Raw genomic sequence first — 14641 nt, 5'->3', positions numbered from 1 at the left:
GGGTCCGTGCGCAACGCAAACGCAGAAAATGCCATCAGACGGCCGATGCGGCAAATGCCGCATTTGGTCTCGCCCGAAGACGGCGCGGACCGTCACATCTCGTCGCCTGTATCTGCCGAACGGGATCAATGCTTCTCATTCGCTGCGCGATGCATAGCGGCAAATTCTGCCAAGGTTGGAAAATGACCTCCGACCTTCGGCTGGGCAAGAGGACGCTTCGTTGCACCTGGCCCCTCCATCCCAAATCTGCGGTCAATCCAAACGCTGGCGAGCCCGATGCTTTCTGCCGGCGCATGATCATGAAACAGACTCTGAGCCACATGAAGGACTTCGTCCCGCTGAATGCCCAGATCCTGCTTCAGCCTGTCGAACAGGAAACGAAAATTGCCCAGATCCGGCTTGTAGCTGCCTATGTCTTCCGCCGTGTAAACGGCATCGAAGCTCACACCGAGCTTGCGGTTTGAAGCCGCGAAACTCTGGCCGTCGACATTGGATAATACGACCAAACGGAAGTGCTGTTTCAGATAGGCCAGCGCCTCCCTGGAATCCGGAAAGGCGGGCCAATCGGGCACCGACGTACCGAAACGTTCATGCAGATCAGGCTGGGCGGCAATTCCCCAATGCCGAGCGAGTCTTGCGTGCACTGCCGCCAACAGTGTTCTGTAGTGTAAGGAAGGCGTTTCGGCTTCCTGCCGCGTCTCTATATCGCCATAGGTTTCTAACGCTTCGTCTCGGCTGATTTCGCGATTTGCCAGGCTCAAAAGCGGCTGAAGCGCGTTCCAAATGCCGGTTTCCCAGTCGATCAGCGTGCCATAGACATCGAATGTCAGCACTTTGAAGCGAGTCAAATCCATATCAGTGATCCTCACACACGCTAAATTTTCGCATCCGTAGCGCCGCGCGAGGCCGATATCTCGGCAAAACTTTCCGGATTTTAGGCTTTTCCTCCCGTTCTTCCGAGCAGATTTCGGCGAACGTCGGCCGGGGTTGAGTTTCGCTCCCGCCGCATTGCGCGCGTCAAGGCGCTCTGGTCAGAGTGACCACTGAAAACCGCGATATCCGCGATGGAAAGGCGCGGATCGGCAAGCATCCGTTCAGCCGCATCGAGGCGCATCGCAACCAAATGCGCGTGCGGAGTGGTCGCGCGCCGTCTGGTGAAGGCTTCATGCAGACGGGTTGGGCTCATCCCTGCCGCTTCTGCGATATCGGCAATGCGGATTGGGTCGGCAAGCTTTCGTTCCATGAACGCCGTGGCTCTTCTGACAGCAAGCTCTGCGCGACCCGGACGATCCCTGGGAGAAGCGATGCGATCCAGCAGCAATGTGGACCAGGCGCGTCGAAGCGAGGCGGAAAGCTCCTGCGATGCCGCCAGCACCGCCATGTAGTCGATCAGGCCATGAACCTCCCGGCCGATCGCAAAAAATGCGGGTATGTCTTCATCCAGCGCCGGGAGGCCGGGGCGGGACGGCAGGTCGAGGACAACGAACGAGTCGGACTGCTTGGCGTAGAACGCGTGCTGGCAACCGGCAGAAACAAAAGCGCCAGTGCTGCCCGAAACCCGTCCTGAATGATGCCCCAGATCGATTTCAAGTACTCCGGAAATGGGCAGGATCACTTGGGGGTAGTCGTGCTGATGCCGCTCGATCTCCCCGGAGTATCTTCGGATTTCAACAACGGTCTCGTTCATCGATAAGTCCTGCGCAAGCGCGGAGCATCGCTCTCGTGATGAGAAGCCGCCGGTTTCCGGCCAAGCGCCTCACACCATGCCGAGCGCGGCCATGTAGAGATCGAGGATGGCGTCCTCTTCCTGGCGCTCGGCCTGGTCCTTCTTGCGCAGACGGATGATGGTGCGGATCGCCTTGGTGTCGAAACCGGTGCCCTTGGCCTCGGCGAACACTTCCTTGATGTCGTCGGCGATCGTCTTCTTCTCTTCCTCGAGCCGCTCGATGCGCTCGATGAGGGCACGCAGTTGGCCGGCGGCAACAGTCTGGCTGGTCTCGGTGATATCGTCGGCCATGTTTTTCTCCAAATTGGTTCTGGGCCGCGACTCGGCGAAAGACGGCGGCAAATTTGAGCCGGTTCGATGCCCGACCGGCGGCGGCGGGTCAAGCTGTTATCGAACAAGACAGAAGGGCTGCCGACAGAAGCCGACAGCCTGCCTGCTCCTTGCCGGCTCTCAGGCGAACGCGATCAACAAATCCTTGGCATCGATCTGGTCGCCCGCCTTGACCAGCACCTCGGCGACGGTGCCGTCGCGCTCGGCATGCAGCGCCGTCTCCATCTTCATCGCCTCGATGGAGAGCAGCACGTCACCGGCCTTCACCGCCTGGCCGATGGCAACCGAAAGCGCCGAAACCACGCCCGGCATCGGTGCACCGACATGCGCCTCGTTGCCAGGCTCCGCCTTGCGGCGCGCCTTGGCGGCCGACGCCCCATGCGCCCGGTCCGGCACCTTGATGCGCCGCGGCTGGCCGTTGAGCTCGAAGAACACGGTGACCATGCCCTTGTCGTCGACATCGCCGATGGCAAGGCATCGCACCACCAGCGTCTTGCCCTTCTCGATGTCGACGAAGATCTCGTCTTCCGACTTCATGCCGTAGAAATAGGTCGGCGTCGGCAGGACGCTGACCGGGCCGTAGGTTTCCTGCGCACCGGCAAAGTCGGTGAACACTTTCGGATACATCAGCCACGAAGCGAATTCGTATTCCGAGAGCTTGCGCTCCAGCTTCTCCTCGATCTCCTTGCGGCTGGCCTTGAGATCGGCGGGCTTGAGCAGCGAGCCGGGCCGGGCCGTGATCGGCTTGTCGCCTTTCAGCGCCTTCTTCTGCAACGCCGCCGGCCAACCGCCGGGCGACTGGCCGAGATCGCCACGCAGCATCGAGACGACCGAATCCGGGAAGGCGATGTCCCTGGTCGGGTTCTCGACATCGGCAACGGTCAGGTCCTGGCTCACCATCATCAGCGCCATGTCGCCGACGACCTTGGACGACGGCGTCACCTTGACGATGTCGCCGAACATCAGATTGACGTCGTGATAGGTCTGCGCCACCTCGTGCCAGCGCGTCTCCAGTCCGAGCGAACGCGCCTGCTCCTTGAGGTTGGTGAACTGTCCGCCCGGCATTTCATGCAGGTAGACTTCCGAGGCCGGCCCCTTGAGGTCGCTTTCGAAGGCGGCGTACTGGTTGCGAACCGCTTCCCAATAGAATGAGATCTTGCGGATCCATTGCGGGTCGAGGCCGGGGTCGCGCTCGGTGCCCTTCAGCGCCTCGACGATCGAGCCCAGGCAAGGCTGCGACGTGTTGCCGGAGAAGGCGTCCATCGCCGCGTCGATGGCGTCGACGCCGCTCTCCACCGCCGCCAGCACCGTCGCCGCCGACAGGCCTGACGTGTCGTGTGTGTGGAAATGGATCGGCAGGTCGGTCGCCTCGCGCAGCGCCTTGAAGAGCACGCGGGCGGCCGCCGGCTTCAACAGGCCGGCCATGTCCTTGACGGCGATGATGTGGGCGCCGGCGGCCTGCAATTCGCTGGCCAGGCCGACATAGTATTTCAGATCGTATTTGGCCCGCGCCGGATCGAGGATGTCGCCGGTGTAGCACATCGCCGCCTCACACAGCTTGCCCTCGGCGCCGACCGCGTCCATGGCGACGCGCATGTTCTCCACCCAGTTCAGGCAGTCAAAGACGCGGAACAGATCGATGCCGCCGGCAGCCGCCTGCTTGACGAAATGCTGCACGACATTGTCGGGATAGTTGGTGTAGCCGACGCCGTTGGCGCCGCGCAGCAGCATCTGCAGCAGCAAGTTGGGCGCAGCCTCGCGCACCAGCGACAGCCGCTCCCACGGATCCTCGGTGAGGAAGCGCATGGCGACGTCGAAGGTCGCGCCGCCCCAGCATTCGAGCGACAGAAGCTGTGGCAGGGCGCGCGCATAGGTGCCGGCGATATTGGCAATGTCGTGCGTGCGCATGCGGGTCGCCAGCAGCGACTGGTGGCCATCGCGCATCGTCGTGTCGGTGACCAGCACTTGCCTTTGCTCGCGCATCCAGCCGGCGAATTTTTCCGGGCCGAGCACGTCGAGCTTCTGCTTGCTGCCGGTGGGCACGTTGCCGTTGAGGTAAGGCACGACGGGTGCCGCCGCATCGGCCTTCGGCATCGGCCGGCCGCGCGTCTCGGGGTGGCCATTGACGCTGACATCGGCCAGGTAATTGAGCAGCTTGGTGGCGCGGTCCTGCCGCTTGACCTGCTGGAACAGCTCCGGCGTCGTGTCGATGAACTTGGTCGTGTAGGAATTGTCGGCGAAGCTCGGGTGGTTGATGATCGCTTCGAGGAAGGTGAGGTTGGTGGCGACGCCGCGGATGCGGAATTCGCGCAGCGCCCGGTTCATGCGGGCGATCGTCTCGGCCGGCGTCGGCGCCCAGGCCGTCACCTTCTCCAGCAGCGGATCGTAGAAGCGGGTGATGACCGCGCCGGAATAGGCGGTGCCACCATCCAGCCGGATGCCGAAGCCGGTGGCGCCGCGATAGGCGGTGATGCGGCCATAGTCCGGGATGAAATTGTGCTCGGGGTCCTCGGTGGTGATGCGGCACTGCAAGGCATGGCCGTTCAGCCTGATGTCCTTCTGCGCCGGCACGCCCGATTGCGGCGTGCCGATGGCGAAGCCGTCGAGGATGTGGATCTGCGCCTTGACGATGTCGATGCCGGTCACCTGTTCGGTGACGGTATGCTCGACCTGGATGCGCGGGTTGACCTCGATGAAATAGAATTTTCCGGTATCCGCATCCTGCAGGAACTCGACCGTGCCGGCGCCGATATAGCTGGTTTCGCGCGCGATCTTCAGCGCGTAGCCGCAAAGCTCCTCGCGCTGCGCCATTTCGAGATAGGGCGCGGGCGCCCGCTCGACGACCTTCTGGTTGCGGCGCTGGATCGAGCAGTCGCGCTCGAACAGGTGCACGACATTGCCATGCGTGTCGCCGAGCACCTGCACCTCGACGTGGCGGGCGCGCTCGATCAGCTTTTCGAGATAGACCTCGTCCTTGCCGAAGGCGGCCTTCGCCTCGCGCTTGCCTTCCGTCACCTCGCGGGCGAGATCCGCCTCGGAGCGGATGGCGCGCATGCCGCGCCCGCCGCCGCCCCAGGAGGCCTTCAGCATCACCGGATAGCCGATCTCCTTGGCCAGTTTCTTGACCGCCTCCATATCGTCCGGCAACGGATCGGTGGCGGGAATAACCGGCACGCCGACCTCGATGGCGAGATTGCGTGCCGCGACCTTGTTGCCGAGGCGGCGCATCGTGTCCGGCTTCGGCCCGATGAAGGTGATGCCGGCCTGCGCGCAGGCCTCGGCGAATTCGGGACTTTCGGACAGAAGCCCGTAGCCGGGGTGGATGGCATCGGCGCCCGAAAGCTTGGCGACGCGGATCACCTCCTCGATGGACAGATAACTCTCGATCGGCCCCATATCCTTGGCCAGATGCGGGCCGCGCCCGACCTGGTAGCTTTCGTCGGCCTTGAAACGGTGCAGCGAATATTTGTCTTCCTCGGCCCAGATCGCCACGGTTTTGAGGCCCAGCTCGTTGGCCGCGCGAAAGACGCGGATGGCGATTTCTGACCGGTTGGCGACGAGGATCTTCGTGATGGCCAAGGACTGGGCTCCAGCAGCGGAAGGGACGGGAAATCGGTGCAATGATTAGCGTGAAAATGCTGCAGTGCAAACAAAATCAGCGCTGATTTAAACCGATTTAAATCAATTATCCGGCCAACACTCGCACGCCTCGGCCCAAACGGACGGAACAAGGGCGACAATTTCGATCCTGGATGCGATCTCGCCGATCGAGAAGAGCCGGGCAAAGCAAGCCATCGGCCGCCGGAGCAACCCAAAGAAAATGCCCGGCGCAACGCGCCGGGCATCATGGATTTCAGACCTGCTGAGCAGCTTATTTCGGGAACCAGGAATACTTGCCGTCGTCCTTCTTCTTCCACTCGTACATGATGTAGCCCGGCAGCTTCGGGTCGCCCTTGGCGTCATAGGCGAGATCGCCCAGAACGGTCGGGAACGGGCCGTTTTCATGCATCGCCTTGGCAACGACCTGCGGGTCGTTCGACTTGGCGGCGGCGGCCGCCTCGGCGACCACCTGCACGGCGGCGTAGGCGTAGAGCGTGTAGGCTTCCGGCTCGAAGCCCTGCGCACGGAACTTCTCGACGAGTTCCTTGTTGGCCGGGATCAGGCGCGGATCGGGTCCGAACGTGTTGAGCGTGCCGGCAACGGCGTCGCCCGCGATGGCGGCGAGTTCGTCCGTCACGATGCCGTCACCCGACATCATCGGTGCCTTGAGGCCCTGGTCCGCCGACTGGCGGATGATCAGGCCGGCTTCGGTATGCAGGCCGCCCCAGTAGATCAGGGTGACGCCGGCTTCCTTCATCTTGGCGATCAGTGCCGAGAAGTCCTTGTCGCCGACATTGACGCCTTCATACATCACTTCCTTGACGCCGGCGGCGTTCATCGCCTTCTTGGTTTCATCGGCGAGGCCCTGGCCATAAGGGGTCTTGTCGTGCACGACGGCGACCTTGGCATCCTTGAAATTCGCGGCGATATAGGCGCCGGCGATGCTGCCCTGCTGATCGTCGCGTCCGCAGGTGCGGAACACGTTCCACAGGCCACGCTCGGTGAACTTCGGGTTGGTCGCGGCCGGAGTGATTTCGACGATGTTGTTTTCGGCGTAGACTTCCGAGGCCGGGATCGAGACGCCCGAGTTGAAGTGGCCGATCACGAACTTGACGCCGTCACCGACGAACTTGTTGGCGACCGAGATGCCCTGCTTCGGGTCGGAGACGTCGTCGCCGACTTCGAGCTTGATCTGTTCGCCGTTGATGCCGCCCTTGGCGTTGATCTCGGCGACCGCCGCCTCCGCGCCCTTCTGCAACTGCGCGCCGAAGGCCGCGTTCGGACCGGTGATCGGACCGGCAACGGCGAATACTACATCAGCCCACGCGTTGCCGCCGAACGCGACCAGCGCGGTCAGGGCGACGGCGGACAAAAGTGACTTTTTCATTTAAACGCTCCCATTAACGGAGTGGGCGTGGATGAAGCTTTCATGCGATGCCCACCCTTATCGCAGAAAGCATAGTTTGCCGATTTTCAGGCACTTGTCACGCCGATTCATCCCTGACGCGGCGTTAATGATGAACGTCAACCTTTCGGTTTCCAGCTCAAGATTGAAGCTCTTTCGTAGAGCCAATTATACTGTGTGACCATCTGGTTCGTTCGTGTGTATTGATAGCCGACGAAGCCCAGTATCATCAGCACGATGGTATCGACGACATAGTAGTGCAGCGAGAACATCGTACCGTCGAACAGCGCGTGATGGATGAAGCGGATGCCGATGCCGAGACCCAGCAGATAGGCGAAAAGCTGGATGAAGGAGCGCCATGTCTGGGCGCTGGCCTTGCCGGTCATCCAGGCCGCCCAGCCGCCGAGCAGGCAGGTGACGAAGAAGAACTGCCAGATCGAGGGTTCCTCATAGAGAATGCCCTGCATGATGAAGTCTCCCTAGCATGATCCCGAAAAGTCGCGGACTTTTCGGACAAGGATCACGCGACAAACGAACAAGTTGGAGCGGGGTACCGGATGCACATTCCGCTCCCAAACTCAGTGATGCCCGCCTTCGAGATAGGCGGCGCGCACTTCCGGATTGGCGAGCAGTTCCTTGCCGGTGCCGCTCATCGTCACATTGCCGTTGACCATGACATAGCCGCGCGTGGCGAGTTTCAACGCGCCGAACGCGTTCTGCTCGACCAGGAACACGGTCAGCCCTTGCGTGCGGTTCAGCTCGCGGATGGCGTCGAAGATCTGCTTGACGATCAGCGGCGCCAGGCCCAGCGACGGCTCGTCGAGCAGAAGCAGCTTTGGCCGCGCCATCAGCGCACGTCCGATCGACAGCATCTGCTGCTCGCCGCCCGACAGCGTGCCGCCGCGCTGGGCGATGCGCTCCTTGAGCCGCGGGAACAGCGTGAACACCTTCTCGACGTCCTCGTCATAGTGCTTGAGGTTGTCGAGGCTGGCGCCCATCTGCAGGTTTTCCATCACCGTCATGCGCGGGAAGATGCGCCGGCCTTCGGGTGATTGGGCGATGCGCATGCGCGCGATCTCGTGCGTCGGCAATTGGGTGATGTCGGTGCCGGCGAAGGTGATGGTGCCCGAGCGGGCGCGCGGAGCCCCGAAAATGGTCATCATCAGCGTCGACTTGCCGGCGCCGTTGGCGCCGATCAGCGCCACGATCTCACCCTCCTTGACGGTGACATCGACCCCGTTCAGCGCCCGGATGTTGCCGTAGTAGGTCTCCACGCCCTTGATATCGAGCAGCGTTGTCCCGGCCATTATTTACGCCCCCCACGCGGCTTGGCTGTCGAGGATTTTCCGGTCGGCTTGGCCGTGGCCCGCTCGGACGGCTTTCTTGGCAAATTGGCCTTTGCATCGACCTGCGCCGCCTTCGAGGCGCCCTTCGACACGGTGACACGCTCGCCATCGCTGTGTCCGACCGTGTCGCTCACCGGTCCGGCCAGGTATGATGACGATGTCCCCGGGCCATGCGCGGCATCCGGACCTATGTCGAGCTGCTCGATGACGTCCTCGTCGCCGACCTCGGTCAGCACGGTCTCGACCTCCTCGTCGTCGACGCCGAGATAGGCGGCGATGACGCGCGGATCGGTGCGTACCGACTGAGGATTGCCGTCGGAGATCTTGCGGCCATATTCCAGCACCACGACATGGTCTGAAATCTGCATGACCACCGACATGTCGTGTTCGATCAGCAGGATCGAGGTGCCGGTGTTGTTCTTGATATCGATCAAGAGCTCGTTGAGCGCCGCCGATTCCTTCGGGTTGAGGCCGGCCGCCGGCTCGTCGAGACACAGAAGCTCCGGACCCGTGCACATGGCGCGCGCGATCTCGAGGCGCCGCTGCGCACCATAGGGCAAATCGCCTGCCGGATCGTCGGCGCGATCGACGAGATCGGCCTTCTCCAGCCAGTGCTTGGCCAGGTCCATCGACTCGGCCGATGCCTTGCGGTAACCGCTGAAGCCGAACAGGCCAAGCACCGTGTAGCCCGATGCCTTCATCAGCTTGTTATGCTGGGCAACCAGAAGGTTCTCCAGCAGCGTCATGCCCGAGAACAGGCGGATGTTCTGGAAGGTGCGCGCCACCTTGGCGCGCGCCGGGATCTCATGGTTGGGCAAGCGCTCCAGCAGGTAGCTGGAACCATCCGCGCGATTGAGCGTGATCATGCCTTCCGACGGCTTGTAGAAGCCGGTGATGCAGTTGAACACCGTGGTCTTGCCGGCGCCGTTGGGGCCGATCAGCGCCGTGATTTCGCCGCGCCTGGCGGTGAAGGACAGGTCGCCGATGGCGACCAGGCCGCCGAACTTCATCGACAGATGGTCGACCTGCAGGATGGCGTCGTTCATTTGCGTGGTCGCATTCATCAGCCGTGGCCCTCCTTGGTGAAGGAGCTTGAGACAGCCCTTCGCTCCTTGAGGAAGGCGGTCGGTTCTCGACTGCCGACGAAGCCGCGCGGCTTCCACAGCATGACGATGACCATGGCCATGCCGAACAGAAGCATGCGGTAGAGTTCGGGAGTGAAGTCCGGCCCGAAGATCTGCTTGAGGAAGTCGAGTTCGCGTAGCGCCTCGGTGCCGCCGATCATCACCATCGCGGCGACCGCGATGCCGACCAGCGAGCCCATGCCGCCGAGAACGACGATGGCAAGGATGATGGCCGATTCCAGGAAGACGAAGGATTCCGGGCTGACGAAGCCCTGCCGCGCGGCGAAGAACGAGCCGGCGAAACCACCGAACATGGCGCCTGTGGCGAACGCCGTCAGCTTGGTCGTGGTGGTGTTGATGCCCAGCGAGCGGCAGGCGATCTCGTCCTCACGCAAGGCTTCCCAGGCGCGGCCGACCGGCAGGCGGCGCAGCCTGATGGTGACGAACGCGGTAAGCAGGCACAGGCCCAGGATCAGATAGTAGAGGAAGATCTTGTAGTAGGCGCTCGATGTCGCGATATGCAGGACCTTGGCAATGTAGTTGGGGTCCGACACGTTGAAGGTCATCAGGCCGAAGAAGGAAACCTTGGGAATGCCGGAGATGCCGGCCGAGCCGTTGGTGACCTCGCGCCAGTTGATCAGCACCAGGCGGATGATCTCGCCGAAGGCGAGCGTCACGATCGCCAGATAGTCGCCACGCAGGCGCAGCACGGGGAAACCGAGCAGCACCCCCCAGAGGGCTGCCATGCAGCCCGCGGCCGGCAGCAGGATCCAGAACGACAGGCCGTATTGCGTGGCAAGAAGCGCATAGGCATAGGCGCCAAGCGCATAGAAGGCGACGTAGCCGAGGTCGAGCAGGCCGGCGAGGCCAACGACGATGTTCAGCCCCCAGGCCAGCATCACATAGATCAGGATCTGGATGCCGAAATTGTCGACCCATTTCAGCGAGCCCTGCAGCCCTCCGGCAATCGACCAGGCGTTCAGCGAAAGCACCGCGACCACGAGGATCGGGTACAGCACAAGCGCCGTGATGCCCAATTTGGTGAAGTTGGCGTGGATGAAGGCGCGGAAGTAGTAGATCACGCAGGCCAGCACATAGACGACCGCCAGGGCGCGCAGGAATTGCAGATACCCGGCCGCTTCCGCTCCCACCCATCCGGCAAGGGAGCTGTTCAGTGCGAACAGCAGCACCGCCGCGACGAAAGCCACGATGAACGCCGGCAACTGAAAGAAGCGCGACCCCACGCTGGCCGGCAACAGACCGGTGGCGACGTTGGCGATCTTTTGGTTGGCCATGAAGGGCTGGCCATAGGCGACATAGAGGAAACGGCCGACGGCCGTGGCGATCACCACAGCGGCGAGCAAGCCCCAGCGCTGCGTCAGGACCAGTTCGTTGGACATGTTCTGACCGGTCTTCAGACCGATGAACAGCACGAACAGGCCAAGCGCGATGGCGCCGGCATAGAACGCTTCCTTAAGCGCGCGTTGGGTGGGGGTGGCGACGCTGTCGCCTTCGCGAGATACGGTCACGGCCATGATCTCAGACCTTTTCGACTTCAGGCCGGCCCAAGATGCCGGAAGGCAGGAAGATCAGCACGATGGCCAGGATCGAGAACGCCGCGACGTCCTTGTAGTCGATCGAGAAATAGGCCGACCACATGCTCTCGATGAAGCCGATCAGCAGCCCGCCGAGCACGGCGCCCGGCAATGAGCCGATGCCGCCAAGCACCGCCGCGGTGAATGCCTTCACACCCGGCACAAAACCGTCGGAAAAGGCCACCACGCCATAGTACATCAGGAACAGCGTACCGGCGACGGCGGCAAGCGAGGCTCCCATGATGAAGGTGATCGAGATGGTGCGGTCGACGTCGATGCCCAGAAGGGCGGCCATCTTGCGGTCCTGTTCGCAGGCGCGTTGCGCCCGGCCAAGCGAGGTCCTGTTGACCAGATACCAGAACAGCACCAGCAGCAGCGCGGTGACGATGACGATGATGATCTGCTTCAGCGACACGCTGACACCGTCAATGTTGTAGACCTGGCTGACCATCGGCGGGATCGGCTTGTTGCGCGGACCTTGCGTCACCTGGACGAAGTTCGACAGCGCGATCGACATGCCGATGGCGGTGATCAGCGGCGCCAGCCGGAACGAACCGCGTAGCGGCCGGTAGGCCACCTTCTCGATCGTCCAGTTGTAGAGGCTGGTAAGCAGCATCGCCACGATCATCATGACCAGCAGCGCGATGACCACGGGCACCGAATAGAACAGCGAGCCAAGGATGAGGAAGACGATCAGCGCCGTGAAGGCGCCCACCATGAAAATGTCGCCATGGGCGAAGTTGATCATGCCGATGATGCCGTAGACCATCGTGTAGCCGATTGCGATCAGGCCATAGATCGATCCCAGCGTCAGCCCATTGATAAGCTGCTGGACAAAGTACTGCATGTGTACATGGCTCCCCTGGAATGTCGCCCATGCAGACGCATTCCTTTTCGTATTTCCCCTAGTCGTAAAGTTTCGAGGCCGGATTGCAACGTGATTTTTTTGACCGCCCCGCGTGTTTCCGATTCACGTCGTTCCGACCGCCCGTTTTCTGCACCCGACCCCTGGACTATCGCGGACCCTATCATTGGCATAACGCAATGTCTTTGACGATTCGGCCGTATCATGCGCGCCGTTTCGAAGAAATCACCGTCAAAATTAGGTGATAAGAAGAATCGTTGCGTTCCTGACAGGGTTCGTCATTTCGCCACACTTCCTTCCGCTGGGTCAGGATTCTCTTCACTTGACCACGAAACCATGCGCGAACGGATCGCGGTCGTCGATGAAGATCGTGTTCAGTCCGGTCATCCGCGCCCAGCCGCCGATCGAGGGGATGATCGCCGGTCTGCCCGCGACAGCGACCTCCTTTTCGACCTTGCCCTTGAACAGCGAACCGATGATCGATTCATGCACGAAGGCGTCGCCGGCCTTGAGCTTGCCCTTGGCATGGAGCTGCGCCATGCGCGCCGAGGTGCCAGTGCCGCAAGGCGAGCGGTCGATGGCCTTGTCGCCGTAGAAGACGGCATTGCGGGCGTCGGCCCCTTCCACCGTCGGCTTGCCGGTCCACAGCATGTGCGACAGCCGGTTGATGCCGGGGTTTTCCGGATGCACGAAAGTGTATTTCTCGTTGAGCCGCTGCCGCACCACCGGGCTCCAGGCGATGAGGTCGCCGGCGGAATGATCGGCCATGTCGCGGTAATTCTTCTGCGGTTCGACGATGGCGTAGAAATTGCCGCCATAGGCGACATCGACGGTGATCTCGCCCAGATGGGGACATTCAACCGTCAGCCCTTCGGCGTGGAGGAACGACGGCACGTTGGTGATACGCACCTCCTCGACATATTCGCCGACCTGCTTGTACTCGGCGATGACCAGCCCGGCCGGCGTGTCGAGCCTCAGCACGCCCGGCGTCTTCGGCTTGATCAGCCCATGCTCGATGGCCATCGTCACCGTGCCGATCGTGCCGTGGCCGCACATCGGCAGGCAGCCCGAGGTTTCGATGAACAGGATGGCGATGTCGCAATCCTCGCGTGTCGGCGGATAGAGGATCGAACCCGACATGACGTCATGGCCGCGCGGCTCGAACATCAGGCCCGTGCGGATCCAGTCATATTCGGCGAGGAAATGCGCGCGCCGCTCCATCATCGTCGCGCCCTCGAGCAGCGGACCGCCGCCGGCGACCAGCCGCACCGGATTGCCGCATGTGTGGCCGTCGATGCAGAAGAAGGATTTCTTGGCCATGTCGCTCCTCGAAAATTCAAAACCGTTGTGGACTGAAGGGGGCGAGATCAACAGACGCAACCTGCCCCATGATGATTTCCCGGATCAACCGTGCGGTCGCCGCGGCCTGGGTCAGGCCGAGATGGCCATGGCCGAAAGCATAGACCACCGGACGGTTTCCTGATGCCTTGCCTATGACAGGTACAGAATCCGGCAGCGACGGCCGGAACCCCATCCATTCGCGCCCGCCCGAGGGATCGAGCCCGGGCAGGAATTGCTGCGCTTTCTTCAGGAGCGCCTTCGATCTGTTGAAATTGGGCGGCCGCTCGATGCCGCCGAGCTCGACGGCGCCGCCGACGCGCAGGCCCGTCGCGAGCGGCGTGATGACAAAACCATGGCCGGAGAAGATCAGCTGCCGCTTCACATCGAAGGCGCCCTTGGGCAGCGTCGTGTTGTAGCCGCGCTCGGTCTCCAGCGGAATGCGGTCGCCAAGCTGCCGCGCCAGAAGGTGCGACCAGGCGCCGGCTGCGACGACGAGCTGCCGCGCCTGCCCGGTCGTGCCGTCGGCCAAAGTCAGCGTCGCGCCATGCTGGTCTGCCGTAATCTGGTCGATGCGGCCCATTTCAAAGCGGGCGCCCCTGGCCTCGGCATAAGCCCACACCGCCTTGCCGAGCAATTTCGGATCGGCGACCGTCTTCCAGCCCGGCACGAAGGTGCCCTTGATGAAGCGCGGGGACAGGCCAGGCTGCAAACCCGCCAGGCCATCGCCCTCGACATGGCGAAAGCCGATGCCGAAACGCTCGCGCGCGGCCCAGCCGGACAGCGAGGCGCGGAACTCGGCCTCGCTTTCGTAAAGTTCGAGCGAGCCATCCTCGCGCAGCATCGGCCGCGTGCCGGAGCGATCGAGCAGGCCCATCCATTCCGCCTCGGCGAGCTTCATCATGCCGGCCTGGGCGGCGAGGCTGGCCTCGTATTTCGCCGGCGCACCGGCGCGCCAGAAGCGGATCAGCCAGGGCAGGAGCTGCGGCAGGTAGGCCGGCGGAATGCTGAGCGGACCGAGCGGATCGGCCAGCCATTTCGGCAGGTTCTTGATCATGCCCTTGTGCGCCAGCGGCAGCACATCGGAGAAAGCAAAGGCTGCCGCGTTGCCGGAACTCGTCTCCTCGCAGACGCCGGTGCGGTCGAAGACAGTGACGCTGCGCCCCGCCTCGGCGAGGAAAGCAGCGGCACAGATACCGATGATGCCGCCACCGATGATAGCGATGTCCTCACCTCCTCCCGCTGAACGGGGAGAAGGTGCCCCAGCGGCGGAGGGCTGCTCCTGTTCCGGGGATTTGGAATGTCCTGGCAC

Annotated in this window: 10 protein-coding genes and 3 pseudogenes; all 13 read right to left on the bottom strand. The window is 62.6% G+C overall.

The features are described 5' to 3' along the window. Positions 1-125: 125 nt before the first annotated feature. Entirely contained in the window at positions 126-854 is a 729-nt protein-coding gene (locus tag AC1DPX_RS06845; RefSeq protein WP_477235406.1) for a haloacid dehalogenase type II, read from the bottom strand. Between the two features lie 80 nt (positions 855-934). Then, complete coding sequence (locus AC1DPX_RS06840) at positions 935-1687, bottom strand: AraC family transcriptional regulator (protein ID WP_477235404.1); 753 nt, start codon at positions 1685-1687, stop codon at positions 935-937. Positions 1688-1756: 69 nt separating this feature from the next. Further along, complete coding sequence (locus AC1DPX_RS06835) at positions 1757-2017, bottom strand: DUF2312 domain-containing protein (protein ID WP_010912082.1); 261 nt, start codon at positions 2015-2017, stop codon at positions 1757-1759. Positions 2018-2176: 159 nt separating this feature from the next. After that, entirely contained in the window at positions 2177-5635 is a 3459-nt protein-coding gene (pyc, locus tag AC1DPX_RS06830; protein WP_477235402.1) for a pyruvate carboxylase, read from the bottom strand. A gap of 292 nt (positions 5636-5927) precedes the next feature. Next, on the bottom strand, positions 5928-7043 hold the full coding sequence (locus AC1DPX_RS06825) for a branched-chain amino acid ABC transporter substrate-binding protein (protein WP_202357404.1): 1116 nt from the start codon (positions 7041-7043) through the stop codon (positions 5928-5930). Between the two features lie 137 nt (positions 7044-7180). Then, entirely contained in the window at positions 7181-7528 is a 348-nt protein-coding gene (locus AC1DPX_RS06820) for a DUF6867 family protein (protein ID WP_023777625.1), read from the bottom strand. 111 nt (positions 7529-7639) lie between these two features. Further along, the gene (locus AC1DPX_RS06815; RefSeq protein ID WP_202357403.1) at positions 7640-8368 is read right to left on the bottom strand and encodes an ABC transporter ATP-binding protein; all 729 of its coding nucleotides are present in this window, start codon (positions 8366-8368) and stop codon (positions 7640-7642) included. A gap of 11 nt (positions 8369-8379) precedes the next feature. Next, positions 8380-9471, bottom strand: a pseudogene (locus AC1DPX_RS06810) (ABC transporter ATP-binding protein); the annotation flags it as partial. After that, positions 9471-10595: pseudogene (gene livM, locus AC1DPX_RS06805) on the bottom strand (high-affinity branched-chain amino acid ABC transporter permease LivM); the annotation flags it as partial. The pseudogenes livM and AC1DPX_RS06810, both read right to left, overlap by 1 nt. A 144-nt stretch (positions 10596-10739) precedes the next feature. Next, positions 10740-11066, bottom strand: a pseudogene (locus AC1DPX_RS06800) (DUF3382 domain-containing protein); the annotation flags it as partial. A gap of 4 nt (positions 11067-11070) precedes the next feature. Beyond that, positions 11071-11973: a branched-chain amino acid ABC transporter permease gene (locus AC1DPX_RS06795; protein ID WP_202357401.1), complete on the bottom strand. Its 903-nt coding sequence runs from the start codon at positions 11971-11973 to the stop codon at positions 11071-11073. A 336-nt stretch (positions 11974-12309) separates the two neighbouring features. Beyond that, positions 12310-13311 carry a 4-hydroxyproline epimerase gene (locus AC1DPX_RS06790; RefSeq protein WP_477235400.1) on the bottom strand — a complete coding sequence of 334 codons (1002 nt, stop codon included), beginning with the start codon at positions 13309-13311 and terminating at the stop codon, positions 12310-12312. Between the two features lie 16 nt (positions 13312-13327). After that, positions 13328-14641 carry an NAD(P)/FAD-dependent oxidoreductase gene (locus AC1DPX_RS06785; protein ID WP_477235398.1) on the bottom strand — a complete coding sequence of 438 codons (1314 nt, stop codon included), beginning with the start codon at positions 14639-14641 and terminating at the stop codon, positions 13328-13330.

It is taken from the genome of Mesorhizobium sp. 01N446, from assembly GCF_056399285.1.
Note: the sequence above shows the minus strand (reverse complement) of the source record. Positions and strands in the feature narration are given on the sequence as shown.